Origin of the sequence: Brevundimonas fluminis (assembly GCF_003934285.1) — a bacterium.
GTDB classification, from domain to species: Bacteria; Pseudomonadota; Alphaproteobacteria; order Caulobacterales; family Caulobacteraceae; genus Brevundimonas; species Brevundimonas fluminis.
The window spans coordinates 131,592-153,224 of sequence record NZ_RQWJ01000003.1; the positions used below are offsets into that span (position 1 = coordinate 131,592).

26 protein-coding genes are annotated in these 21,633 nt (G+C 70.9%); 13 read left to right on the forward strand and 13 right to left on the reverse strand.

Going from position 1 to position 21,633, the window contains the following annotated elements:
- Nucleotides 1-36 precede the first annotated feature (36 nt).
- The 4 genes from EFJ44_RS05460 to mutM are packed head-to-tail and all read right to left on the reverse strand — an operon-like array spanning nt 37 to nt 2,819.
- Nucleotides 37-480: a hypothetical protein gene (locus EFJ44_RS05460; protein ID WP_125256200.1), complete on the reverse strand. Its 444-nt coding sequence runs from the start codon at nt 478-480 to the stop codon at nt 37-39.
- Entirely contained in the window at nt 477-1,019 is a 543-nt protein-coding gene (locus tag EFJ44_RS05465) for a DUF1697 domain-containing protein (protein WP_125256201.1), read from the reverse strand. Before EFJ44_RS05465 ends, EFJ44_RS05460 begins: the two co-directional genes overlap by 4 nt.
- Nucleotides 1,019-1,903 carry a TraB/GumN family protein gene (locus tag EFJ44_RS05470; RefSeq protein ID WP_125256202.1) on the reverse strand — a complete coding sequence of 295 codons (885 nt, stop codon included), beginning with the start codon at nt 1,901-1,903 and terminating at the stop codon, nt 1,019-1,021. The genes EFJ44_RS05465 and EFJ44_RS05470 overlap by 1 nt, the downstream gene beginning before the upstream one ends.
- A 52-nt stretch (nt 1,904-1,955) precedes the next feature.
- Nucleotides 1,956-2,819 carry a bifunctional DNA-formamidopyrimidine glycosylase/DNA-(apurinic or apyrimidinic site) lyase gene (gene mutM, locus EFJ44_RS05475; protein WP_125256203.1) on the reverse strand — a complete coding sequence of 288 codons (864 nt, stop codon included), beginning with the start codon at nt 2,817-2,819 and terminating at the stop codon, nt 1,956-1,958.
- 181 nt (nt 2,820-3,000) lie between these two features.
- Between mutM and EFJ44_RS05480 the strand changes: the two genes are divergently transcribed.
- Nucleotides 3,001-5,049, forward strand: a complete 2,049-nt coding sequence (locus EFJ44_RS05480; RefSeq protein WP_125256204.1) for an OPT family oligopeptide transporter — start codon at nt 3,001-3,003, stop codon at nt 5,047-5,049.
- 34 nt (nt 5,050-5,083) lie between these two features.
- The gene (locus EFJ44_RS05485) at nt 5,084-6,106 is read left to right on the forward strand and encodes a YeiH family protein (RefSeq protein WP_125256205.1); all 1,023 of its coding nucleotides are present in this window, start codon (nt 5,084-5,086) and stop codon (nt 6,104-6,106) included.
- Nucleotides 6,107-6,108: 2 nt separating this feature from the next.
- Here the strand turns inward: EFJ44_RS05485 and EFJ44_RS05490 are convergent, their stop codons facing one another.
- Genes EFJ44_RS05490 through EFJ44_RS05500 form a run of 3 tightly spaced genes read right to left on the reverse strand, consistent with a single transcriptional unit; the run spans nt 6,109 to nt 7,819 of the window.
- Entirely contained in the window at nt 6,109-6,576 is a 468-nt protein-coding gene (locus EFJ44_RS05490; RefSeq protein ID WP_125256206.1) for a cytochrome c, read from the reverse strand.
- A 40-nt stretch (nt 6,577-6,616) separates the two neighbouring features.
- Nucleotides 6,617-7,429, reverse strand: a complete 813-nt coding sequence (gene thiD, locus EFJ44_RS05495) for a bifunctional hydroxymethylpyrimidine kinase/phosphomethylpyrimidine kinase (protein ID WP_125256207.1) — start codon at nt 7,427-7,429, stop codon at nt 6,617-6,619.
- A 36-nt stretch (nt 7,430-7,465) separates the two neighbouring features.
- Nucleotides 7,466-7,819, reverse strand: a complete 354-nt coding sequence (locus tag EFJ44_RS05500; RefSeq protein WP_125256208.1) for a DMT family protein — start codon at nt 7,817-7,819, stop codon at nt 7,466-7,468.
- Nucleotides 7,820-7,899: 80 nt separating this feature from the next.
- Between EFJ44_RS05500 and EFJ44_RS05505 the strand changes: the two genes are divergently transcribed.
- The 4 genes from EFJ44_RS05505 to EFJ44_RS05520 are packed head-to-tail and all read left to right on the forward strand — an operon-like array spanning nt 7,900 to nt 9,540.
- Nucleotides 7,900-8,214 carry an ArsR/SmtB family transcription factor gene (locus tag EFJ44_RS05505; RefSeq protein WP_125256209.1) on the forward strand — a complete coding sequence of 105 codons (315 nt, stop codon included), beginning with the start codon at nt 7,900-7,902 and terminating at the stop codon, nt 8,212-8,214.
- Nucleotides 8,211-8,765 carry an SRPBCC family protein gene (locus EFJ44_RS05510; RefSeq protein ID WP_125256210.1) on the forward strand — a complete coding sequence of 185 codons (555 nt, stop codon included), beginning with the start codon at nt 8,211-8,213 and terminating at the stop codon, nt 8,763-8,765. The genes EFJ44_RS05505 and EFJ44_RS05510 overlap by 4 nt, the downstream gene beginning before the upstream one ends.
- Complete coding sequence (locus EFJ44_RS05515; protein ID WP_125256211.1) at nt 8,762-9,187, forward strand: DUF1579 family protein; 426 nt, start codon at nt 8,762-8,764, stop codon at nt 9,185-9,187. Before EFJ44_RS05510 ends, EFJ44_RS05515 begins: the two co-directional genes overlap by 4 nt.
- Complete coding sequence (locus EFJ44_RS05520) at nt 9,184-9,540, forward strand: iron chaperone (RefSeq protein WP_206426879.1); 357 nt, start codon at nt 9,184-9,186, stop codon at nt 9,538-9,540. Before EFJ44_RS05515 ends, EFJ44_RS05520 begins: the two co-directional genes overlap by 4 nt.
- Here EFJ44_RS05520 and folP read toward each other — a convergent pair.
- Genes folP through EFJ44_RS05540 form a run of 4 tightly spaced genes read right to left on the reverse strand, consistent with a single transcriptional unit; the run spans nt 9,537 to nt 12,543 of the window.
- A complete protein-coding gene (gene folP / locus EFJ44_RS05525) occupies nt 9,537-10,340 on the reverse strand; it encodes a dihydropteroate synthase (protein WP_125256212.1) in 804 nt (267 codons plus the stop codon). The genes EFJ44_RS05520 and folP overlap by 4 nt on opposite strands.
- Complete coding sequence (locus EFJ44_RS05530; RefSeq protein WP_125256213.1) at nt 10,340-10,642, reverse strand: winged helix-turn-helix domain-containing protein; 303 nt, start codon at nt 10,640-10,642, stop codon at nt 10,340-10,342. The genes folP and EFJ44_RS05530 overlap by 1 nt, the downstream gene beginning before the upstream one ends.
- Nucleotides 10,643-10,645: 3 nt before the next feature.
- The gene (locus EFJ44_RS05535; protein ID WP_125256214.1) at nt 10,646-11,275 is read right to left on the reverse strand and encodes a hypothetical protein; all 630 of its coding nucleotides are present in this window, start codon (nt 11,273-11,275) and stop codon (nt 10,646-10,648) included.
- A 59-nt stretch (nt 11,276-11,334) separates the two neighbouring features.
- Nucleotides 11,335-12,543, reverse strand: a complete 1,209-nt coding sequence (locus tag EFJ44_RS05540) for an acyltransferase family protein (protein ID WP_164511863.1) — start codon at nt 12,541-12,543, stop codon at nt 11,335-11,337.
- Between the two features lie 151 nt (nt 12,544-12,694).
- Here EFJ44_RS05540 and EFJ44_RS05545 point away from each other — a divergent pair, with 151 nt between their 5' ends.
- From EFJ44_RS05545 to argF, 4 genes are all read left to right on the forward strand, one after another.
- Nucleotides 12,695-13,513 (forward strand): ABC transporter permease, encoded by an 819-nt coding sequence (locus EFJ44_RS05545; protein WP_125256216.1) that lies wholly within the window; start codon nt 12,695-12,697, stop codon nt 13,511-13,513.
- Nucleotides 13,513-13,917, forward strand: a complete 405-nt coding sequence (locus EFJ44_RS05550; RefSeq protein WP_125256217.1) for an SRPBCC family protein — start codon at nt 13,513-13,515, stop codon at nt 13,915-13,917. Before EFJ44_RS05545 ends, EFJ44_RS05550 begins: the two co-directional genes overlap by 1 nt.
- Nucleotides 13,918-14,016: 99 nt before the next feature.
- A complete protein-coding gene (locus EFJ44_RS05555; protein WP_277596054.1) occupies nt 14,017-15,216 on the forward strand; it encodes an aspartate aminotransferase family protein in 1,200 nt (399 codons plus the stop codon).
- Entirely contained in the window at nt 15,213-16,127 is a 915-nt protein-coding gene (gene argF, locus EFJ44_RS05560; RefSeq protein WP_125256218.1) for an ornithine carbamoyltransferase, read from the forward strand. The genes EFJ44_RS05555 and argF overlap by 4 nt, the downstream gene beginning before the upstream one ends.
- Here the strand turns inward: argF and EFJ44_RS05565 are convergent, their stop codons facing one another.
- Nucleotides 16,128-16,631 carry a pyridoxamine 5'-phosphate oxidase family protein gene (locus EFJ44_RS05565; protein WP_125256219.1) on the reverse strand — a complete coding sequence of 168 codons (504 nt, stop codon included), beginning with the start codon at nt 16,629-16,631 and terminating at the stop codon, nt 16,128-16,130. It abuts the gene before it with no gap.
- Nucleotides 16,632-16,697: 66 nt separating this feature from the next.
- On the reverse strand, nt 16,698-16,892 hold the full coding sequence (locus EFJ44_RS05570; protein WP_125256220.1) for a hypothetical protein: 195 nt from the start codon (nt 16,890-16,892) through the stop codon (nt 16,698-16,700).
- A 230-nt stretch (nt 16,893-17,122) separates the two neighbouring features.
- On the opposite strand from EFJ44_RS05570, the gene EFJ44_RS05575 reads away from it, so the two are divergent.
- The 3 genes from EFJ44_RS05575 to EFJ44_RS05585 all read left to right on the forward strand — a co-directional run bounded on the left by EFJ44_RS05575 (nt 17,123) and on the right by EFJ44_RS05585 (nt 21,630).
- Nucleotides 17,123-19,795 (forward strand): hypothetical protein, encoded by a 2,673-nt coding sequence (locus EFJ44_RS05575; RefSeq protein ID WP_241209689.1) that lies wholly within the window; start codon nt 17,123-17,125, stop codon nt 19,793-19,795.
- A 105-nt stretch (nt 19,796-19,900) separates the two neighbouring features.
- Nucleotides 19,901-20,824, forward strand: coding sequence for a sulfite exporter TauE/SafE family protein (locus EFJ44_RS05580; protein WP_125256222.1), 924 nt, complete (start codon nt 19,901-19,903; stop codon nt 20,822-20,824).
- A complete protein-coding gene (locus EFJ44_RS05585) occupies nt 20,821-21,630 on the forward strand; it encodes a TIGR02186 family protein (RefSeq protein WP_125256223.1) in 810 nt (269 codons plus the stop codon). Before EFJ44_RS05580 ends, EFJ44_RS05585 begins: the two co-directional genes overlap by 4 nt.
- Nucleotides 21,631-21,633 lie beyond the last annotated feature (3 nt).

A 21,633-nucleotide genomic window follows, 5' to 3' on the forward strand; every position in this document is an offset into this window, starting at 1 on the left:
TGGAGGCTGAATGACCGCGCGGCGGCGGGGTTCCGCTCAGCGCCGCGGCAGCAGCATCAGGGTGAAGGCCGCGCGGACCAGCTCGGTCAGCACGACGAGGGCCAGCAGCACGTTGGCCGCGACCGCCTGCGCCCGCGCGGTCGACAGATCGAAGCTCCAGCCGAAGCGCGAGCCCAGCGCCAGCGCCGCCGCGCAGACCAGCAGCAGGCCGATCAACGCCATCAGCGCCACGTGTCCCGCCTTCAGCGCCGCGTTCAGGCTTGGGCCGTCGTCCAGATCGCGGGCGCGCTTGCGGAATAGCCAGGCTACGACGGACGTCGCCCCAGCCTCCAGCGCCACGGCGCCGACCAGCGCGGCCAGGAACCACCAGATCAGGCCCGACAGATCGTCGGCCCGCACCGCCTGCGCCACGTGCAGGAAATAGGCGCCCCAGACGCCGGCGCCGACCAGCAGACTGATCCAGAGGTGGACTTTTCTCACGGAACCGCCCCCACCATCTCCGCCAGTCTCGTCACCGTGTTCCAGTTCCGCGCCGTGCCCATGCCGGTCAGGCGGACCTGCGCGGCCTTCTCGGCCAGCTTCGACTGGCCGACGCCGTCGGGATGGAAGAACCACAGTGCGCCGGGCGTGACCTCGAGCCGCTCGTCACCGACGGCGAAGGCGCGCAGGGCGTCGGGCACGTCGTCCTTCACCGCCTCCTTCATGACCATGAGCAGGGTCCGCGACGGATGCGCCACCGCCTCGGCCGGAAAGGGGCAGGCGGCGATCAGTCCGGCCCACTGAGCCGTCGTGCGGACCATGGCGGCGATCCTGAGGCCGAAGGTCGCCTGCATGGCCGCCTCGACCTCACCTTCCAGGGCGATGGGATCGCGGTCGCTCTCGACCACCAGATTGCCGCTGGCGAGCAGGGTGCGGGGGTTCCGCAACCCCATGCGCGCCGCCATCGCGCGCTGCTCCGTCACCGGCGCGCGGACGCCGCCGGTGTTCATGCCGCGAAACAGGATGACGCGATGGCCCATCACGGACCCTCGACGTCGTAGCCGGCGGCCCGCAGCAGCGTGGGCAGACCGTCGGGACCCACCAGATGCAGCGCGCCCACGACCACGACGACGCGCCGTTCGGTCGCCATGACTTCGATCAGGGCGGGCATCCAGCCTTCGTTCCGGGCCGTCATCATGGCGGCATACAGATGGGGCGCCTCGGCCTTCATCATCTCCGCATCCTCGATCAGCATGCTGAGGTCGCCGGCCGCCCACGCCTCTTCCCACTCCCATGAGGTTTCAGCATCCTCGGCCTCAAGCATGTCGAGCGCCTCGACCAGCATGGCCTCCCCCTCGGCGTCCGCCATGTCGGCGAAGGCGGAGAACGAGGCGTGCAGCAGCTCCGGCGTGTCCAGCGCCAGAGTTCGCTGATCGGGCCTGAGGGACGTCTCGATCACCTGGTCCACCCCGAGCGTCCAGTCCGAGCCGCCGTCGCCGCCGACGAGGCTGTCGAGCATGAACGCCGCGGCCCACGGACGCAGAAATTTCAGTTCGTCCGCCGAGGCGCCGACTTCCGACAGGGCGGCCTCCAGCCGGGCCCAGACGTCCGCCGAGACGATCTCGTCCAGGGGCCGTTCGGCGAAGAAGTACTGGAAGTAGGGCGCGTAGAGGGCCAGTTCCTCATTCGGGTCGGCGGGGATCAACACCTCGAAGACCACCAGCTCCGCCTCCGAGACGGCCGCGTCCAGCGCCGGCGTCCGCCATTCGATGTGGTCCGGCAGGGCGTGGAGGGAGCCGACCAGAAGCATCTCGGTATCGTCGTCGGTGACCCGCCAGACGACCGGATCCGCCCGGACCGGCCCCGCCAGCGCGGTCGCGACGTAGATGACAAGGGAGGCGAACAGGACGGGCAGGCGGGTCATGGCGGCTCCGGTGACTTTCACCCCGGGGTCGTAGCGCGCCGCCCGGCGCGCGTCACCGCTTCTGACAGTCCGGGCAGAAGAAGGTGGAGCGGCCGCCCTGGACGATGCGGCGGATCACGGGGTGGCGCTCCGAACGGCGGCAGGGCCCGCCCTCGCGGCCGTAGACGTCGAAGCGGTGCTGGAAATAGCCCTGGCCGCCGTCGGCGTTCGCGAAGTCGCGCAGGGTCGAGCCGCCGGCCTCGATGGCTTCGACCAACACGTCGCGGATCGCCATGGTCAGGGCTTCCAGTCGCGGTCGGGAGACCTTGCCCGCCGCCAGCCGAGGGGAGATGCGCGCGCGCCACAGAGCCTCGCAGACGTAGATGTTGCCCAGCCCCGAGACGATGCGCTGGTCGAGCAGGCTGACCTTCACGTTCTGCGCCTTGCCCTTGAAGGCCGCCTTCAGGTGCTCCGCCGAGAAGGCGTTGCCCAGCGGTTCGGGCCCCAGGGCGGCGAACCAGGGGTGCGTCTCGACCTGATCGTCGGGGATCAGGCCCATGAAGCCGAACCGGCGGGCGTCGGCGAAGCCGATGCGGGTGCGGCCGGATCCCGCGTCGGCGCACAGGCTCAGGTGTTCGTGCTTGCCCGTGATCGGCGCCGGTTCCTCGAACTCCCCCAACTGGCGACCGTCCAGGGTGAAGCGGCCGGTCATGCCCAGATGCGTCACCCAGGTCTCGCGGGTGGACAGCGGCATGAGCAGATACTTGGCCCGGCGCAGCACCCGCTCGACCCGCGCGCCGTCCAGCCGGGCGGCGAACCGGTCAGGAAAGGGAAAACGCAGGTCCGGCCGGTTGACCCGCACCGACGACAGACGCGCGCCGGTCAGCACGGGCTCCAGTCCACGGCGGACGGTTTCGACCTCGGGAAGCTCGGGCATGGGGTCGGTCGGGCTCAGGACTTGGGGCTTGGGCTCAGGCTTAGTACGGGTCCGGGAGGGTCAGGCTCAAGCGCCGCCCCGCCCCGCCGTCTCCCAAGGCTGCGACCTGAGCCCTGTGCCCTCTGGTAACCACGCCCGTTTCGCGCTTACTTCCCGCTCTCTTGGGAGAGGGAATTCCGCAATGACCGACGTGCCGAGCTCCGCCGGGGGCGGGCGCCGCATCGAACTGACGCTGCGCGCGCTGGTTCTGGGCTGCCTGCTGGCGGTGATCTTCACCGCCGCCAACACCTATCTGGGCCTTCAGGTGGGCCTGACCTTCGCCTCGGCCATTCCGGCGGCGGTGATCTCCATGGCCGTTCTGCGCGCGCTGCGCGGTTCGACCATCTGGGAGAACATGACGGTCCAGACCGTGGCGTCCGTCGGCGGCGCGATGAGCGCGATCATCTTCGTCCTGCCCGGCCTGGTCATGGTCGGCTGGTGGCTGGAGTTCCCGTTCTGGGAGTCGGTGCTGATCTGCGGCCTGGGCGGCGTTCTGGGCGTGACCTTCTCCATCCCCCTGCGCCGGGCGCTGGTGGTCAACGGCGGGCTTCCCTACCCGGAAGGCGTGGCGGCCGCCGAGGTGCTGAAGGTCGGCTCGCCGGGCGCGGAGCAGACCGAGGAGGCCGTGCGTGAGAACAAGGCCGGCCTGTGGGTCGTGATCTGGGGCGCGGTCGTCTCGGCCGCCTATGCCTTCGGCGCCGCGGCCCGGGCCTTCGCCGGCGAGGCGGCGCGGTTCGTCAGCCTGCCCGCCTCGCTGGGCGGCGGCGCGACGGGCGTCGGCGTGGGCATGCAGTTCGCCCTGCTGGGCGCCGGTCACCTGATCGGTCTGGCCGTCGGTCTGGCGCAGCTCTTCGGTCTGGCGCTGGCCTGGCTGATCGCCGTGCCGATCCTGACCAGCCCCGACACCATCGCCTGGCTGACCGCGAACGGAATTCCGTCGATCGCCACCACGCTGGAGCCCGGCGTGGGCGCCGAGGAACTGGCGGGCACGGTCTGGGCGCGCGAAGTCCGCTTCATGGGCGCCGGCGTCATCGGCATCGCCGCCATCTGGACCCTGATCAAGCTGGCCGGGCCCCTGATCGGCGGGGTGACCTCGGCGCTGGCGGCCAACCGCCGCCGCACGTCGGGCGAGGCGCTGGACATCACCGAGCAGGACATTCCGATCACCCGCGTGGCGATCCTGTCGCTTCTCTCCCTGGGGGCCATCGGCGTGCTGCTGGCGGTGATCGCCAACGGCATGGGGCTGGGCGCGGCGACGCCGATCCTTGTGATCGGCGGCCTCATCTACGTCGTGGTCATCGGCTTCGCGGTCGCGGCCATCTGCGGCTACATGGCCGGCCTGATCGGAAGCTCCAACAGCCCCGTTTCCGGCGTCGGCATCCTGGCCATCGTCATCGCTTCGCTGTTGATGCTGGTGGTGCTGGGGATCACCGGTCTGCCGGCCAACCCGAACGTCGTCGCCTTCGCCCTGATCGTGACCGCCATCGTCTTCGCCGTGGCGGTCATCGCCAACGACAACCTGCAGGACCTCAAGACCGGTCAGCTGGTGGCCGCCACGCCGTGGCGCCAGCAGACGGCCCTCATCGTCGGCGTCGTCGCCGGCGCCTTGGTCATCCCCTTCGTGCTGAACCAGCTGAACGCGGCGTTCGGCTTCGAAGGCGGCCCTCCGGGGCTGGCAGACGAGCCCTTGGCCGCGCCGCAGGCGACCCTGATCTCGGCCCTGGCGCGCGGCGTCATCGCCGGCGACCTGCGCTGGGATCTGATCGGCATCGGCGCGGCGATCGGCGTCGTCATCATCATTCTGGACGAAGTGGCCCGCGCGGCCACGAAGAACCGGATCAAGCTGCCGCCGCTGGCGGTGGGCATCGGCTTCTACCTGCCGGCCGCGGTGACCTTCATGCTGGTGATCGGCGCTGTGGTCGGCTTCGTCTACAACCGCATGGTCGCCGGCCGCGCCTACGGCGAGGTGGCCAAGCGGATGGGCGTGCTGCTGGCGTCCGGCCTGATCGTGGGCGAGAGCCTGTTCGGGGTCTTCAACGCCGCGACCATCGTGGCCACGCAGAACGCCGAATGGGCCAACGTTCTGGGTCTGGCCGACACCTGGCCGGCGATGACGATCGGCATCGCCGTCTTTGCGGTCCTGACCCTGCTGCTGTACGGCTGGATCATCAACCGTTCGGCCAGGGTGTGAGGGGGCCGACGCCCCCTCATTCTCTCCTGAGGCCATGACGGGCGTCCTGCGCTTCCTGCCGGGCGTGCTGCTGAGCGCGGCCGTGGGCGCCCTGGCGTTCGGGGCGCAGGCGCTGGAGGCCCGGATGATGGGCCGCGCCTGGATCGAGGCGCTGGTGCTGGCCATCCTGATCGGGGCGGCGCTGCGGCTGATCTGGACCCCGTCGGAGACCTGGCGGCCCGGCATCCGGCTCAGCGCCCGCACCCTGCTGGAGATCGCCGTGGCCCTGCTGGGCGCGACCATCAGCGGGACCGCGGTGATGGCGTTGGGGCCCGCCCTTCTGATGGCCGTCGTGGCGGTGGTCGCTCTCGCCCTCATCGGCGGCTACGCCCTCGGGCGGATGCTCGGCCTGGCGCCGGCCATGGCCATGCTGGTGGCCTGCGGCAACGCCATCTGCGGCAACTCGGCCATCGCCGCCGTGGCGCCCGTGATCCGGGCCGAGGGGGAAGACGTCGCCGCCGCCATCGGCTTCACCGCCGTGCTGGGAATCGCCGTGGTCCTGCTGGTGCCCGTCGTCGGCGCCCTGGTGGGCTTCGACGCGCTGGAGACCGGGGCGCTGGCGGGGCTGACGGTCTACGCCGTGCCGCAGGTGCTGGCCGCCGCCGCGCCCGCCGGGGCTGCGGCGATCCAGCTGGGGGCGATCGTCAAGCTGGTGCGGGTGCTGACGCTGGGCCCCCTGTGTTTGATCCTGGCCCTGCTCGGGCCCGAGCGGTTCGGCGGCGAGGCGCCGGGGCGGCGGCCGCCGCTGCACCATCTGGCGCCGTGGTTCATCGTCGTCTTCCTGATCCTGACGGCGCTCAGGTCCGCCGGCCTGATCCCTGAAGCGGTCCTGCCGCCGCTGGAGGCGACGGTGACGGTGCTGACCCTCATGGCCATGGCCGCGCTGGGGCTGAGCGTCGATCCGCAGGCCGTGGTGCGCGCCGGACCGCGCACCGCGGCGACGGCGGCGCTGTCGGCCTTGCTGATCGGGGCCCTGGCCCTGGTCGCGATCCTGCTCTTGCCGCTGCCGACCGCCTGAGATCAGTCGGCCTTGTAGGCCTCGTGGCACGACTGGCAGGCGGCGCGAACGACGGTCCACTGCGCCGCGAAGCCCGCCGCGTCGTCGGCCCGGGCCAGCTCGCCCAGCTTGCCCGCCTCGGTCGCGAAGTTCGCGGCCTTCGCCTCGAAGTCGGCGCGGTCGGTCCAGATCCCGTCCTTCGCGTCGGTGGCCTCGGCGCCCAGCGCGCCCTGACCGGTACCGGCGGGGAACATGCCGGGGATGGCCTGGCCCCAGCGGGCGACGCCGCCCGCGGCGAAGGCCTGACCTCTCACCGGGCCGCCGGCGTCGATGGTCGCCTTCATCGCCGACATGGCGGCGCCCGACAGGGCCATGGCCGCCTTGCGACCGGCGACCACGTCGGCCGCGCCCACGCTGACCGGATCCTGCGCGGCGGCGGTCACGGATGTGCAGATCAGGCCGACGACGGCGGCGATGGCGACGGTTCGCATGAAGGGTCCCTCCCGAGGAACCGCCACGCTCCGCCCGAACTCAGCGTTTGTCCAGCCGCTCGCGCACGGGCCAGCCGTGATCCAGCGGGCCGTGGCCGCCGCCCAGGCCCGGCGCGCGGCGGATGGCCTCGGCCACGTAAGCCCAGGCTTCCGCCACCGCGGCCTCCAGCGGCAGTCCCCGTGCAAGACCGGCGGCGCAGGCGCTGGCGAGCGTGCAGCCGGTGCCGTGGGTGTGGCGCGTCTCGACCCGCTCCCCCTCCAGGAGGGTCTCGCCCGACGGCGTCAGCAGCAGGTCGATCACAGTCTCACCCGGCACATGGCCGCCCTTCATCAGCACCGCGCGCGCGCCCAGCTTCAGGATCGCCTCTCCCGCGCGCCGCTGGCCGTCGAGGTCGCGCACCTCGATCCCGGTCAGGGCTTCGGCCTCGGGCGCGTTGGGCGTCAGCAGGGCGGCGCGGGGGACCATCAGCGACTTCACCGCCGCCACGGCTTCGACCGGCAGCAGGGGGTGGCCGCCCTTGGCCACCATGACCGGATCGACGATGGCCGGGGCTTGTGCGCGGTCGAGAATGGCGGCGACCGTCTCCACGACCTCGACCGAGCCCAGCATGCCGGTCTTCACCGCGTCCGCACCGATGTCGTCCAGCACGGCGTCGGCCTGGGAGGCGATCAGGTCGACGGGCAGGGGATGCACGGCGTGGACGCCCAGGGTGTTCTGGACCGTGATCGCGGTGACGGCGGTGGCGGCGAACCCGCCGAGCAGGGTCACGGCCTTCACGTCGGCCTGAAGTCCCGCCCCGCCGCCGGCGTCGGAACCTGCGATTATCAAAACCCGGCCGAGATTTGAGGTCATCCGCGCCACATGGACCGCGCCCGCCTCTCCGGCAAGTCAGCCCGGGATCGGCGCCCTGAACACGAAGAAGGCGCCGGCGGCGATGAGGGCGAAGCCGACGGCGTGGTTCCAGGTCAGCTTCTCGCCCAGCCAGAGCACCGAGAAGGCGGCGAACACGATCAGGGTGATCACCTCCTGCATCGTCTTCAACTCGGCCGCCGAATAGACCTGGTGGCCGATGCGGTTGGCGGGCACGGCGAACCAGTACTCGAAGAAGGCGATGCCCCAGCTGATCAGCACCAGCGCCCAAAGAGGGCGGCCGTCGACCTTCAGATGGCCGTACCAGGCGAAGGTCATGAAGACGTTCGACACGATCAGCAGCAGGATCGGCGCGAGGTGCGGCATGCTCATGGATCGCCCATGCCGCAGGGGCCGGCGGTCGGCAAGCGATGTAGGATTGCCATGCAGCAATATTGCTGTAGGGTGATGTTATGAATCTCGCCGCCCTCCACGCCCTGGCCGAACCGAACCGCCTGGCGATGCTGAACATGCTCGCGTCCGGCGAGCGGCCGGCGGGCGACTTCGTGCGCGCCCTGCCGATCGCCCAGCCGACGGTGTCGAAGCATCTGGGCGTCCTGAAGGACGCCGGTCTGGTGACCGTGCGCAAGGACGGGACGCGGCGCCTCTACAGCCTCGACCCCCGGCCGCTGGCCGAGCTGGACGCCTGGCTCGAGACCTATCGCCGCTTCTGGCGTGACCGGCTGGAGGCGCTGGAGGCCCATCTGGCCAGGGAGTTTCCGCAATGACCGAAGGTACGGACAGCGTCGCGCTCGGCCCCGACGCGGGCGAACTGAGCCGGATCGAGGGCGGATGGGCGCTGCGTTTCGAGCGCCGCCTGCGGCATTCTCCCGAACGGGTCTGGCGCGCGCTGACGACACCCGAAGGCTTGGCCTGCTGGCTTGCCGAGGCGAAGATCGACGCCGAGCCCGGCGGCCGCATGGACCTGCATTTCCGCCAGCCGGACCACGAGTTCATGCCCGACGTGCCGGAGCGGCGGATGCAGCAGAACGAGGTGCTGGTCGCCCGGCCCTTCACGCGGTTCGAGCACACCTTCGGCGGCAACCCCGAGTCGATCGTCGTCTGGACGCTGACGCCCGACGGCGACGGCACGCTGCTGCGGCTGGAGCACCGCGTGCCCGAAAGCTGGACGGACGCGCGGAGGAACGTGCTGAGCGGCTGGCACCACCACATGGAGGGGCTGGACGACGCCTGCGCCCTGACCCGCCACGCCTGGGACTGGGACCGCTGGTTCGCCCTGCGCGACGCCTACGCCGAGCGACTGGAGACCATGACATGACCGACTGGTTGGACCAGATGGTGGGCGACTGGGTTCTGGAGGGCCGTTCCGTGCCCGACGATCCGGCCCAGGTACGGACCGGCGTCGAACGTGTGATCCGTCAGGACGCCTGGATCGTGATCGAGGGCGAGGGCTATCGCTTCCAGCTGGCGAACGATCCCGCGACCGGACGCGTGACCGGCGACTTCGTGCACTGGGAGCATCCGCAGCTCTGGACCTATGACGGCGCGGTCGAGGAGGACGGCGCCCTGCATCTTTACAGCCGCGGCCCGGACATGACCGGCCGGGGAGTGGAGACGGACTACGTCGACGTGTTCGAGATCGTCTCCCCGGACGAGCGACGCTCGATCGGTCGCGTGCGGGCGGCGGACGGGTCGTGGCAGGACTTCAGCCGGACGACGTATCGGCGGCGGGAGGGATGATGACGGCCGACGCGCGTGCGAACTATGTGGCCGCCGCGCCAGCGCCGCTTGGCCCGCTTCTGGAGGACGTCCGCGCCGCCTTGGCCAGCGCTCTGCCGGACGCGGATGAGATCATGATGTACGGCATGCCGGGCTTCGCGATCGAGGGCGTGGTGGTCGCGGGCTATGCCGCTTTCAGCAAGCAGTGCGGCCTGTACATCGATCCCGCCGCAATCGCCGCGCACGCGGACGCGCTGAAGGCGCTGCAGTTGAAGCCGACGAAGACGGGCGTCACCTTTACGCCGGGCAGGCCGATCCCGGCCGCGCTGGTGGCCGAACTGGCCCTCGCCTCGCGACGGGCGAAGGGGCTCTAGCGCCGGGCCAGCGCCGCCTGCACGGCCAGCGCCTGAACCGTCTCGCGCACGTCGTGGACCCGGACGATTTCCGCGCCCCGCCGCGCCGCCTCCAGCGCCAGCGCCAGACTTCCGCCCAGACGGTCGCCCGGGTCGGTCGCGGTGGGGTCCACCGACTGGATCGTGCGCTTGCGGCTGGCGCCGTACAGGACCGGGAAACCGGTGGCGGTCAGGGCGTCGAGCCGTGCGGTCAGCGCCAGATTGTGCGCCGCCGTCTTGCCGAACCCGATGCCGGGGTCGAGCCGGATCCGCTCGCGCGCGACGCCGGCGGTCATCGCCGCCTCGGCGCGGTCCAGCAGCCAGTCGCGCACTTCCGCCACCACGTCGTCGTAGAGGGGATCGGCCTGCATGGTGCGCGGCTCGCCCTTCATGTGCATCAGGACGACGTCACAGCCCAGCTGGGCGGCGACCGCCGGAGCGTCGGGGCTGAAGGTCAGGGCGGTGACGTCGTTCCACATGGTCGCGCCGGCCGCGACTGCCGCCCGTGCCACCGGCGGCTTCATGGTGTCGATGCTGATCTGGCCATTCCAGGCGGCGCGCAGACGGGCGATGACGGGCACGACGCGGGCGATCTCCTCGGCCTCCGACACCGGCTCCGCCCCCGGCCGGGTGCTCTCGCCGCCGACGTCCAGCAGATCTGCGCCCTGGTCCACCAGCCGCAGCCCGTGCGCCACCGCCGCCTCGACCGAGGACAGGCGTCCGCCGTCCGAGAAACTGTCGGGCGTCACGTTGACGATGCCCATGACGCGGGGGCCGACCATCAGCCGCGCCCTCCGATCAGGCCGCCCAGCGCTTCCAGATAGGCGGCGAAGGCCTTGCGTCCGGCGGGGGTGATCGACGCCCGGGTCAGCGGCTTGTTGTCCCGGAAGCTCTTGGAGATCGACACGTATCCCGCCTCCTCCAGCTTCTTCAGGTGGACCGACAGGTTGCCCTGGGTCGCCTCCAGCACGGTCTTCAGCTCGGTGAATTCGGCGGTCTCCGCGTCGGCCAGATACACCATGATCCCCAGCCGCATGCGGCCGTGGATGACCTCGTCGATGCGTCCGAGATCGTGCAGGCCCATGCGTCAGCCGGCCCTGCGCGCGTCTTGGAACAGGATCCAGCCGGGCAGGGCGAACAGCAGGAACAGGGCGACGGTGCAGATGCCCAGATAGATCATCGGCTCGCGCACCGTCACGCCCAGCGCCACCGCAGTCACCCAGCCGCCCAGCGCCGTGGCCAGCATCCAGCCCCTCTTCTTCAGCGTCCACGCCACGAACCAGGCCGCGGCCTGAAGCGCGAAGACGATCGACGCGTAGTAGAGCCAGACGGCGAAGTCCTGATCGCGCCAGGCGCCCACGGCGAAGACGATGATCACCGCCGTGTTGGCCATGCCCGTGGCGCTGAAGGCGGCGTTCAAGGTGCGGCCGGCGACCGGGCCGCGATTGGCGCCGCCGTCCTTGCGGTCCTTCAGGATCGCCCAGGTCAGGATGGCCAGGAAGGTCGCCGAGATGCCGACGACGAACAGCAGGTTGGCCGGATCGGGCCAGCGGATCAGACCGAACGCCTGGCCGACGTGGAACAGGCATTGCAGCCCGTACAGCAGGCCGCCGGCCAGGTAGCAGACCGCCAGAGTCATGGGCGGACGGCCGCCGCCCTCCACGATCGAGCGCAGGAAGGCCAGATCGGCTTCGGCGGAGGCGCGGGGTTCGGGCATGTCGACTCTCACGGATGACCGGCCCGTCCGGGGTGGACGAGCCGGTCGGGGTTGGCAAGTCATTCGGCGGGCCGGAGCGCCGCCTCGCGCGGCTTCCGCCACGGCACGCGGCGCCCGTTCAGCGCCTTGCCGACGAAGGTGTGACGGACCAGCAGCTCGTAGGTGACGAGGCAGACGATCATCACCGTGGCGACCACCGTGCCCATCTTGGCCCACCACGGCGCATCGAGGCCGAGGACCAGCACCTGCGCCGCCATCACCAACGGCAGGTGGATCAGATAGGTCCAGTAGGACGCGTCTGACAGATAGCGGATCACGGCGTTGGCGCGGCCGAGAAGGGTGACGCACAGTCCGAGGAAGGCGAAGGCCGAGGCATAGGTCGCCAGGGCGACCACCCAGGCCAGCGTCGTCTTCATGGCGGGGTCCGCCATCGGCTCCAGCGCGGGCTGAAGGCCGCCGGACAGATGGAACGCCGCCGTGCCGGTCGCCGCGCCGACGATCAGGAACAGCGGCCACAGCCGGGCCAGTCGGGGCAGCAGGTCCAGCCGCCGCGCCAGCAGCCAGCCCACCGTGAAGGCCGCGCCGTAGGCGACCAGGGCGGCTGCGTTCGGCACGAAGCCGTAGTCGGGCGTCGGCACGCCGAACATCGGATACCACTGCGGATGGGCGTTCAGCGCGAAGGCCAGCGGAACGGCCGGGATCAGCGGCGTCCAGGGCCCGACCATCAGGGTCGCCAGCCGGTCGGCCGTCCTGCCGTCGCGATCGATCAGTCGGGCCAGGGGCCGCAGCATCAGCGCGGCGGCGTAGAAGATCAGCAGCACCCACAAAAACCACAGGTGCGTCAGCGGAAACGTCTCGAGCGTCAGCGGAGGCGGCGGCGGGCCGTCGGTCGGGATCGACCCGCCGTTGTCGATCGCGGCCTTCCACACGATCACCGCGACGATGGCCGGGAACACGATCCACCACATCCCGAACAGGGGATTGGCGATCCGCGCCAGACGGTTCTTCGTGAACCCCCAGGCGCCGCGGCGCGCCATCAGCATCTGCGCGAACAGCCCGGCGATGACGAAGAAAGCCGCCATGCGGAACAGGTGGATGACGAAGAAGGCGACGTAGGCGCCGCTCGAAGTCTCCGCGTCAGGCACCGGCCAGATGGGAAACGGCAGATATGACATCGACGCATGCAGGACGACGCCGAGCGAGAGCGCGATCGCGCGGGCGGCGTCCAGACCGTGAAGGCGGTCGCCGTTTGATGGGGTGTGGGACATGACGCCTCCTCCTCGAATGACGCGCATATCTCACGAACCTGTTTATAGTGCAAACTAGTCTTTCGAGAGAGGGGCAGTCATGCGTTCAGCTGCTCGGCCGAAGACGGTGGAAGGCTTGCGGACTCGCGGTCCGGGGCGCATCTCTCGCGCCATGTCCGCCGACGCCCTGACCCCGCCCGCCCCGCCGCAGCCGCTGGAACATCGCGGCGTCAACTGGATCGGGCTGAGGACCCTGTACCTCAAGGAGGTGCGGCGCTTCTGGAAGGTCGGCGCCCAGACCGTGGCGGGGCCCGTGGTGACGACCCTGCTCTACATGCTGGTCTTCGTGGTCGCGACGCAGGGCACGCGCGCGCCGCTGCACGGCACGCCGTTTCCGGAGTTCGTCGCGCCCGGCCTGATCATGATGGCCATGCTGAACAACAGTTTCGCCAACGCCTCGTCCAGCCTGATCCAGGCCAAGATCATGGGGACGGCGACCGACTTCCTGACCCCGCCGCTCAGCCCGTTCGAGGTGACGACGGCCTTCACCCTGGGCGCGGCGACCCGTGGGCTGGTGGTCGGGGTCGTGACGGCGATCTGCGTCCTGCCCTTCGCGGGTCTGGCGGTGTCCAATCTCGCGATGGTGCTGGGCTTCGGTCTGGCGGCCTGCCTGATCATGGGCATGCTGGGCGTGTTCGCGGGGCTGTGGGCGCAGAAGTTCGACCAGCTGGCGGCGGTCCAGAACTTCGTCGTCATGCCCATGACCTTCCTGTCGGGCACCTTCTATCTGGTCGAGCGACTGCCTGAGCCGTTCGCCACGATCAGCCACTGGAACCCGATGTTCTATCTGATCGACGGCTTCCGCGCCGGCTTCATCGGCCGGGCCGAGAGCGACGTGACGGTCGGCGCGATCATGGCGGCGGTTCTGACCGCCGTGCTGGCCTGGACCTGCTGGGCCGTGTTCCGCTCGGGCTGGCGGCTGAAGAGCTGATGGCCGTCCATCCCGCCCGCATCCTGCACGTCGGCATCGACCGCGACTGGCGGGAGGTGGCGGATTTCGTCATGGACCCGGCCAACATGCCCGCGTGGGCGACGGGCCTGGGCGCCGGCCTGAACCGCGACGGCGACGACTGGATCGCCGACGGCGGTCCGATCGGTCAGGTCCGCGTCCGCTTCACGCGGCCGAACGATCTGGGGGTCGCGGACCACGTGGTGACGATGGAGAGCGGTCTCGTCGTCCACAACGCGCTGCGCGTCACGCCCAACGGCGACGGCGCCGAGGTCGCCTTCGTCCTGCTGCACCGTCCCGACATGGATGACGCGGCCTTCGAGGCCGACGCCGCCCACGTGGAGAAGGATCTGGCTGCGCTGAAGGCGTTGCTGGAGCGGGGTTGACGCCAAGCGCCCCCGGTTCGACAAGACGGCATCGAGACTGAAGGCGGTCCCGGCGCAGGCGCGTTCGGGGCCGCGTCGCTTTTCCGGGAGGATACCGCCGTGTCGACCGAGCACCTGATGGGCGTCTACAACCGCGCGCCGCTGGAGGTGGATCGCGGCCAGGGCGCGCGCCTGTGGTCGACCGACGGCACGGAATACCTGGACTGCGTCATGGGGATTTCCACCAACGCCCTGGGCCACGCCAATCCGGTGCTGGTCGAGGCGGTGAAAGCCCAGGCCGAAAAGCTGTGGCACGTGTCCAACATCTTCCGCATCCCGGATCAGGAGGCGCTGGCCGACGATCTGTGCAGCAAGTCGTTCGCCGACGTGGTCTTCTTCACCAACTCGGGCACCGAGGCGGTCGAGTGCGCGCTGAAGACGGCGCGCAAGTTCCACGTGGCGAACGGCCAGCCGGAGCGGATCGACGTTTACGGGTTCGACGGCAGCTTCCACGGCCGCACCTACGGCGCGATCAATGCGGCGGCCAACCCCAGCTACACCGAGGGCTTCGGCCCTAAGATGGAAGGCTTCCACCAGCTGAAGTGGGGCGACCACGACGCCATCAAGGCGGCGATCGCCTCGCCGACCTGCGCGGCGATCATCGTCGAGCCGGTGCAGGGCGAGGGCGGCTGCCGCGCCATGCCGGAGCAGTGCCTGCGCGGCCTGCGCGAGCTGTGCGACCGGCACGGCGTGCTCATCATCTTCGACGAGGTCCAGTGCGGCATGGGCCGGACCGGCAAGCTGTGGGCGCACGAGTGGGCCGGCATGGCGCCGGACATCATGGCGGTGGCGAAGGCGCTGGGCGGCGGTTTCCCCGTCGGCGCCTGCCTGGCCACCGAGCGGGCGGCCAAGGGCATGACCGTGGGCGTCCACGGCTCGACCTTCGGCGGCAATCCGCTGGCGATGGCGGTCGGCCGCGCCGCCTTCGGCGAGATCTCGAAGCCCGAGACCCTGGCCAACGTCAACGAGGTGGCGGGCTATCTGAAGCAGCAGCTGGTGGGCCTGAAGGACCGCTTCCCGGACGTGATCGTCGACGTGCGCGGCAAGGGTCTGCTGATCGGGGTCAAGCTGGTCCCCAACAATCGTGAGTTCATGGGCTGGGCCCGCGACGGCCAGCGCCTGCTGGTCGCCGGCGGCGGCGACAACTGCGTGCGCATCCTGCCGCCCTTGAACCTCACGCTGGACGAGGCCCGCGAGGCGGTCTCGCGCTTCGAGGCGACGTGCGAGGCGGCGCGGAGCAAGATGGGCGCGGCGGCGTGACTCGCCACTTTCTCGACATCCACCGGCTGGACGCCGCCGCCCTGCGCGGCATCCTCGACGACGCCCACGCCCGCAAGGCGGCGCGCAAGGGCTGGCCCAAGGGCCGGGTCGACGCCGACGCGCCGGCGAAGGACCGCGTGCTGGCCATGGTGTTCGAGAAGAACTCCACCCGCACGCGCTTCAGCTTCGACGCGGCGATGCGCCAGCTGGGCGGGTCGTCGATCATCGTCAACGCCGGCGACATGCAGCTGGGGCGCGGCGAGCCGGTGGAGGACACGGCGCGCGTGCTGTCACGCATGGTCGACGCGGTGATGATCCGCGCAAATCGGCACGAGGACGTGGAGAATTTCGCGCGCGTCGCGACGGTGCCCGTCGTCAACGGCCTTACCGACCGCAGTCACCCGTGCCAGATCCTGGCCGATCTGATGACGATCGAGGAGCATCGCGGGCCGGTCGCGGGCAAGACGATCGCCTGGGTCGGAGACGGCAACAACGTCTGCCACAGCTTCATGCACGCTGCGCCGCTGTTCGACTTCCGGTTCCGCGTCGCCTGCCCGGCGGCGTACCATCCCGACCTGCACGACCTGGCCAGGGGCGGCGACCACGTCTTCCTGATCAGCGATCCGCGCGAGGCGGTGCGGGGGGCCGACGTCGTGGTCACCGACACCTGGGTGTCGATGGGCGATCAGGATTACGAGGAGCGGCTGGAGGCCTTCGACGGCTACGGCGTCGACGACGCCCTGATGGACGCCGCCGCGCCCGACGCGGTCTTCCTGCACTGCCTGCCGGCGCACCGGGGCGAGGAGGTGACGGACGCCGTCATCGACGGCCCGCGCTCCCTGGTCTGGGACGAGGCCGAGAACCGCATCCACGCCCAGAAGTCGGTCCTCGCCTGGTGTTTCGGCGGCTGATCAGTTCAGCCGCACGTCCTGCACGCCGCCGGCGTCCGGGATCGACTTCGTGACGTTGGCCTTGGCGATCTCGTAGGCGAATTTGAAGAAGCCGCCCTCGTTGACCCAGACGCGGCCGTCCTCGGCGTCGAAGCGCAGCAGCGTCAGATGGGGGTCGTCCTTGCCGTCGGGATACCAGGCGGCGAGAACCGGGTTCCAGTAACGGTCGACGATCTCCGGATCGCGTCCGTGGGCCGTCAGGGTTCCGGCGATGCAGGCCCAGACGTTCTGGTCCTTCGAGCCATAGTGGAACATGGCGTCCTGCTCGCCCGAGGCGACCTCGCGCGCCATGTCGGTGTCGTCGCGGGTGAAGAACCAGATCGTCCCCGTCTCCTCCTCGCGGAAGGCGGTCATCGGCTGGGCGTGGTGGCCGGGACGGTCGATGCCCAGCATGCCGGTGTTGGATTTCTTCAGCGAGTCCCAGAACGCCTCTTCGGCTTTCTGCGGGGTCAGATCGTCGGACATGGGGAGGCTCCTTTCGCGTCCCAAGCCAATGCCCGTCCTCGGACCGCGTTCCAGCTTGGCCGGAAGTCAGCCGCCCTTGGCCAGTGCGGCGAGATGCACCAGAAGCAGAAAGACGAGGACGCCGCCCAGCAGCATGACGAAGCGCCAGGGCACCATCCGCGGGCCCTTCACGACGTTCGGAAGCTGCGCGCCCCGCCACCCGGCGAAGACGGTGACGGCGACGGCGACCGCCAGGAGGAACAGGGTCAGGGTCAGGCTCATGGTCGCGGGCAGATGGCGGACCGGAACGGCGCGCGCAAGCGCGACCCAAGGCAAAGCTTACGGACTCCTTAATCTTAAGGCAGCGTTAACCGGCGCGCGGCGAGATGGAGAGCGGGCGCGGCGGCCATCCACAGGAACCTCCCGGCGCCCCCACATCTTGGGGTTAACAGCGCGTTTACACCCCGGATTTGGACAAGTAGCGTCTGCGTATGGGTCGGGAGGCGAATCAGGTGAGCGCAGCCGCGCCGTGGAGCGTTAAGGGCATCGACCCCAAGGCCCGCGAGATCGCCAAGGACCTCGCGCGTCGCTCGGGCATGACGCTCGGCGAGTGGCTGAACTCCATGATCATGGAAGACGAGGACGACGGCGTGGTGCCGCTGGGCCGCCGTCCGCACGCCGCCGAAAGCTATGAGCGCCGCGGGCGGAGCCGCCGGCTGGACGACGCCTACCAGATGGAGGAGCGCGGCTGGGACCGCCTCGGCGCCTCGGTCGACGCCATCGCCGCCCGGCTGGAAGCCGCCGAACGCCGCTCGACCACCGCCATCCAGGGAGTCGATCAGGCCGTGACCGGCCTGCTGCGCCGGCTGGACGAGCAGGACAAGGCGGCCGCTGCCCTGAACCGCCGGATGGACGACGTGGCCGAGGAGCTCCGCGAGGGCCATCGCCGCCTGCGTCGCTTCGAGCAGGAGACGGGGCCGTCGACGCAGGAGGCGTTCGGCAAGGTCGAGAAGGGTCTGCAGGCCATCACCGGCAGGCTGCTGGAGGTCGAGGACCGTCAGGGGCGCACGGCCGAGGACCTGCGTCGCCGCATCGAGGCGGTCGAGAAGTCCGCCCCCGGAGCGGGCGCCGAGGTGTTGGGCGAGGTCGGCCGGCGGCTTGACGCGGCCCAGAACCAGACGGCCGACGCGCTGCGCCGGCTGGAGGCCAGCTTCGCGCAGCTGGACCGACGCCTGCACGCCGCCGAGAGCCGCGTCGAGCCCGAAGGCGCCCGCGAGGCCGCCCGCTTCGAGAAGCTAGCCGAGACGCTGAGCCGTCAGGTCGAGGCCAACCGCGCCGAGATGATGCGCCGCATGGACGCCGCCGAGGCCGAAGGGCGGATGGACCGGATCGAGCGCGCGGTTCTGGCCATCGGCGACCAGGTGAAGTCGTCCGAGCAGAAGTCGGCTCAAGGCATCGAAGCCATGGGTCGGGAGGTGCTGCGCATCGGCCAGAACCTGCACGGCCGCATGCAGGTGGTGGAGCAACAGGGCGCGCGTCAGGCCCAGGCGCTGGAACAGCGTCAGGCCGCGGCCGAGGACCGCCACGCGCTCGCGCTGGAGAAGCTGGGCGTCGAGATCACCCGCATCTCCGACCGCCTGACCGACCGCATCGCCCAGTCGGAGCGCAAGTCGGCCCAGGCCATCGAGGAGATCGGCAGGCGGCTGGCCGACGGCGCGGGCCGCATCGAGCAGCGCTACGACCGGGCCTCCGGCGAGTTGGCCGAGCGGATGCGTCAGTCCGAGGAGCGCACCGCGAGACTTCTGGCCGAGGCGCGGGAGGCGATGGAGACGCGCACGGCCGCCGCTCCGGCGCCGAAGCCCGCGCCGGTCCCCGAGCCGACGGCCCGGCCGGACGCCGTCTTCGCCCCGATCCCCGAGGCGCCCATCGAGCCCGCGCCGGTGCAGGCCGACTGGCGCGCCGCCGCCTTCCCGGACGTCGACCTGGGACTGGACGATCCCTTCACCGCCCCGGCCGAGCCGTCGTTCGAGCCTCTGTCCGAGGCGGCGGCGCGGCCGTTCGCCGCTCCGCTGGAGCCGACCGCCGGCGGACCTTTCGGCGCCGCGACGTCGATCGCCGCGGAGCCGCACTCGTCGCCGGAGGCGCCGCCCCCCGGTCCCTTCGGCCGCGCGGCGGCGGGCGGCTTCGGCGGCGCGGACGTGTCGGACGCCCTGGCCGCCACCGCGCCGGATATGGGCCATGAGGAGTTCGCCGCCGAGACCGACTTCGTCGATCCGCGCGCCCTGCGGGCCGCCGCCCAGGCCGGCCGCGCCTCCTCGACCCGCGCCGCCATCGACCAGGCCCGCGCCGCCATGGCGGCCCCGGCCGCCGACGACGCCCCCGCGCGCGGCGCCTTCGGCCTGAAGAAGGGCGGCAAGTCGCGCCTCCAGGAGCGGCTGGACCGCCAGTCGCAGGGATCGACCGTGCGCAAGGCGCTGGGCGCCTCGGCCATCGCCGTGGCCCTGACCGGCGGTCTGTACGGCTTCGCCCGGGTGCAGGGCATCGAGGCTCCGTGGGCGGCCCTGACGGGCGTCGGCGCGGCGGAGGCGACGCCGACGACGCTGGCGCTGGCCACGACGGACGCCGCTCCCGTCGCCACGCCCGACCAGCTGGCCGAGGGCGCCCGCCTGTTCGACGAGGCCCTCGCCGCCCTGGACGCCGACGACCAGACCGGCGTCGAAACGCTGCGTCGTGCCGCCGAACTGGGACATCCGCCGGCCCAGCTGATGATGGCGGGCCTGTACGAGACGGGCGACGCCGGCCTGGCGTCGGACATGACCGAGGCCCGCCGCTGGATTCGTCGCGCGGCCGAAAGCGGCGACGCCCGAGGCATGTTCGGCTACGGCATGTACCTGTTCGAGGGGCAGGGCGGGCCGCAGGACCGGGCCGCGGGCTTCGACTGGATCCTCAAGGCGGCCGAGGCCGGTCTGGTCGACGCCCAGTTCAACGCCGGTCTGATCCTGAAGACGGGCGAGGCGGCGACCGAGGCCGATCCGGTCGGCGCCTATCGCTGGCTGCTGATCGCCGCGCGCGGCGGCGACGTTCAGGCGCGGGAGGAGGGCCAGGCCCTCGCGCCCACCCTGACCGAAGCCCAGCGCGCCGAGGCGCGGCAGGCCGCCGCCGACTTCCAGACCGGCGCGGAATGATCGCGCGAAGCGTGCGGCCGGTGGCGCCGGCCCGCGACGCGCACTAAACCCGAGGCGTCGTTCCCCGGAGCGGCCTTCCTTCACCCCGCACCGAAGGCGCGCCCTTTGGACCTGTATTTGCCGATCGCCGAGGTTTCGGTGAACTGGCCCCTGATGCTGATGCTGGGGGCCGTGGTCGGCTTCGTGTCCGGTCTGTTCGGCATCGGCGGCGGCTTCCTGATGGCGCCTGTGCTGGTGTTTCTGGGCATCCCCCCGACGGTGGCCGTGGCCAGCCAGGCCAGCCACGTGGTCGCCTCCTCGACCTCGGGCGTGATCGCCTATTCCGGTGCGGGCCAGGTCGATTTCCGCATGGGCGGGATCATGGCGGCGGGCGGGGTGCTGGGCGCCTTTCTGGGCGTGGAGGTTTTCCGCTGGCTGCGTCTGCTGGGTCAGGCCGACCTCGTGGTGGCCCTGTCCTATCTGATCTTCCTCGGCGTCATCGGCAGTCTGATGCTGAAGGAGAGTCTGGAGCAGATCGTCCGCCGCCGCCGCGGCCTGCCGCCGCCGCGCAAGGACCGCCGCCGGCCGCTGTGGCTGTATGGCCTGCCGTGGAAGGTGAAGTTCCCCAAGTCCGGACTCTACATCTCCGCCATCCCGCCGCTGGCGCTGGGCGGGTTCGTCGGGGTCCTGTCCGCCATCATGGGCGTGGGCGGCGGCTTCATCCTGGTGCCGGTGATGCTCTACGTCCTGCGGATGAAGGCGTCGGTCGTGGTCGGCACCAGCCTGTTCCAGATCATCATCACGACGGCGGTGACCACGGTGCTGCAGGCCGGGCGGAACCAGACGGTGGACATCGTGCTGGCCTCGCTGCTGCTGTTCGGCGGCGTGGTGGGGGCCCAGATCGGCGCGCGCTGGTCGGGCCGGTTCCGCGCCGACACCCTGCGCGCGGCGCTGGGCCTGATCGTTCTTCTGGTCGGCATCCAGATGGGGATGGAGCTGATCGTGCGGCCGTCAGACATGTTCGAGATCGCGCCGGGAGCTCCGGAATGATCCAGGACCTGCCCCCCGCCGATCCGGCCGTCGTCATCGAGCGGTCGATCACGACGTTGAACGCGGGCGAGCCGGTGCGCGTCTCGGCCGCCCTGACCAATGCCGAGGTCAAGGTCGACTCCGGCTTCCAGGGCGCGTCGATCGTGCTCTACGGCGCGGTGTTCAATCCGACCGACGCGCCGGTGGACGTGGTCGTGGTGGTGCGCGGTCCCGACGCCCCCCTGCGTCTGGTGCGCAAGGTGCAGGCCGGGCCGTTCTGGCTGAACAGCCGGCCCGTGGTGTTCGAGGGGGCGCCCGGCTTCTACATGACGGCCTCGACTCGGCCCCTGTCGGACATCGCCAACTTCGGCCAGCTGCGCCGGCTGGGCGTCGGCGTCGACCATCTGCGCATCGCCGCGCCGGAGGAGCGGCGGGTCGAGACCCGCTACGGCGTGCGCGACGTCGTCGTCAGCCGGCTGGGCGACGACTATCTGGACTGGCGCCGGGCCGTGATCCGGCTGCGGGAGGAGGGCGGCCTGTACGCCACCCGCCCCGAGGGCGTGACCTTCGTCGACCGCGGCCTGTTCCGCGCCCAGCTGGACCTGCCGACCACCGCGCCGACCGGCGCCTATTTCGCCGAGGTCTGGCTGTTCCAGGACGGCGAACCGGTCGCCTCGTCCAACCTGACGCTGACGGTGCGGAAGGTCGGGATCGAACGCGACGTCTACGAGTTCGCCCACCGCCGGCCGTGGCTCTACGGGGTTCTGTGCGTGCTGCTGGCGGCCTTCACGGGCTGGGCGGCGAGCCGGGTCTTCAGGAGGGGGTGAGCC

Coding starts and splice junctions, on each gene's coding strand:
- EFJ44_RS05465 (WP_125256201.1), bottom strand. CDS start 1,019: ATGGGCCATCGCGTCATCCTGTTTCGCGGCATGAACACCGGCGGCGTC.
- EFJ44_RS05470 (WP_125256202.1), bottom strand. CDS start 1,903: ATGACCCGCCTGCCCGTCCTGTTCGCCTCCCTTGTCATCTACGTCGCG.
- mutM (WP_125256203.1), bottom strand. CDS start 2,819: ATGCCCGAGCTTCCCGAGGTCGAAACCGTCCGCCGTGGACTGGAGCCC.
- EFJ44_RS05480 (WP_125256204.1), top strand. CDS start 3,001: ATGACCGACGTGCCGAGCTCCGCCGGGGGCGGGCGCCGCATCGAACTG.
- EFJ44_RS05485 (WP_125256205.1), top strand. CDS start 5,084: ATGACGGGCGTCCTGCGCTTCCTGCCGGGCGTGCTGCTGAGCGCGGCC.
- EFJ44_RS05490 (WP_125256206.1), bottom strand. CDS start 6,576: ATGCGAACCGTCGCCATCGCCGCCGTCGTCGGCCTGATCTGCACATCC.
- thiD (WP_125256207.1), bottom strand. CDS start 7,429: ATGACCTCAAATCTCGGCCGGGTTTTGATAATCGCAGGTTCCGACGCC.
- EFJ44_RS05500 (WP_125256208.1), bottom strand. CDS start 7,819: ATGAGCATGCCGCACCTCGCGCCGATCCTGCTGCTGATCGTGTCGAAC.
- EFJ44_RS05505 (WP_125256209.1), top strand. CDS start 7,900: ATGAATCTCGCCGCCCTCCACGCCCTGGCCGAACCGAACCGCCTGGCG.
- EFJ44_RS05510 (WP_125256210.1), top strand. CDS start 8,211: ATGACCGAAGGTACGGACAGCGTCGCGCTCGGCCCCGACGCGGGCGAA.
- EFJ44_RS05515 (WP_125256211.1), top strand. CDS start 8,762: ATGACCGACTGGTTGGACCAGATGGTGGGCGACTGGGTTCTGGAGGGC.
- EFJ44_RS05520 (WP_206426879.1), top strand. CDS start 9,184: ATGATGACGGCCGACGCGCGTGCGAACTATGTGGCCGCCGCGCCAGCG.
- folP (WP_125256212.1), bottom strand. CDS start 10,340: ATGGTCGGCCCCCGCGTCATGGGCATCGTCAACGTGACGCCCGACAGT.
- EFJ44_RS05530 (WP_125256213.1), bottom strand. CDS start 10,642: ATGGGCCTGCACGATCTCGGACGCATCGACGAGGTCATCCACGGCCGC.
- EFJ44_RS05535 (WP_125256214.1), bottom strand. CDS start 11,275: ATGCCCGAACCCCGCGCCTCCGCCGAAGCCGATCTGGCCTTCCTGCGC.
- EFJ44_RS05540 (WP_164511863.1), bottom strand. CDS start 12,543: ATGTCCCACACCCCATCAAACGGCGACCGCCTTCACGGTCTGGACGCC.
- EFJ44_RS05545 (WP_125256216.1), top strand. CDS start 12,695: ATGTCCGCCGACGCCCTGACCCCGCCCGCCCCGCCGCAGCCGCTGGAA.
- EFJ44_RS05550 (WP_125256217.1), top strand. CDS start 13,513: ATGGCCGTCCATCCCGCCCGCATCCTGCACGTCGGCATCGACCGCGAC.
- EFJ44_RS05565 (WP_125256219.1), bottom strand. CDS start 16,631: ATGTCCGACGATCTGACCCCGCAGAAAGCCGAAGAGGCGTTCTGGGAC.
- EFJ44_RS05570 (WP_125256220.1), bottom strand. CDS start 16,892: ATGAGCCTGACCCTGACCCTGTTCCTCCTGGCGGTCGCCGTCGCCGTC.
- EFJ44_RS05585 (WP_125256223.1), top strand. CDS start 20,821: ATGATCCAGGACCTGCCCCCCGCCGATCCGGCCGTCGTCATCGAGCGG.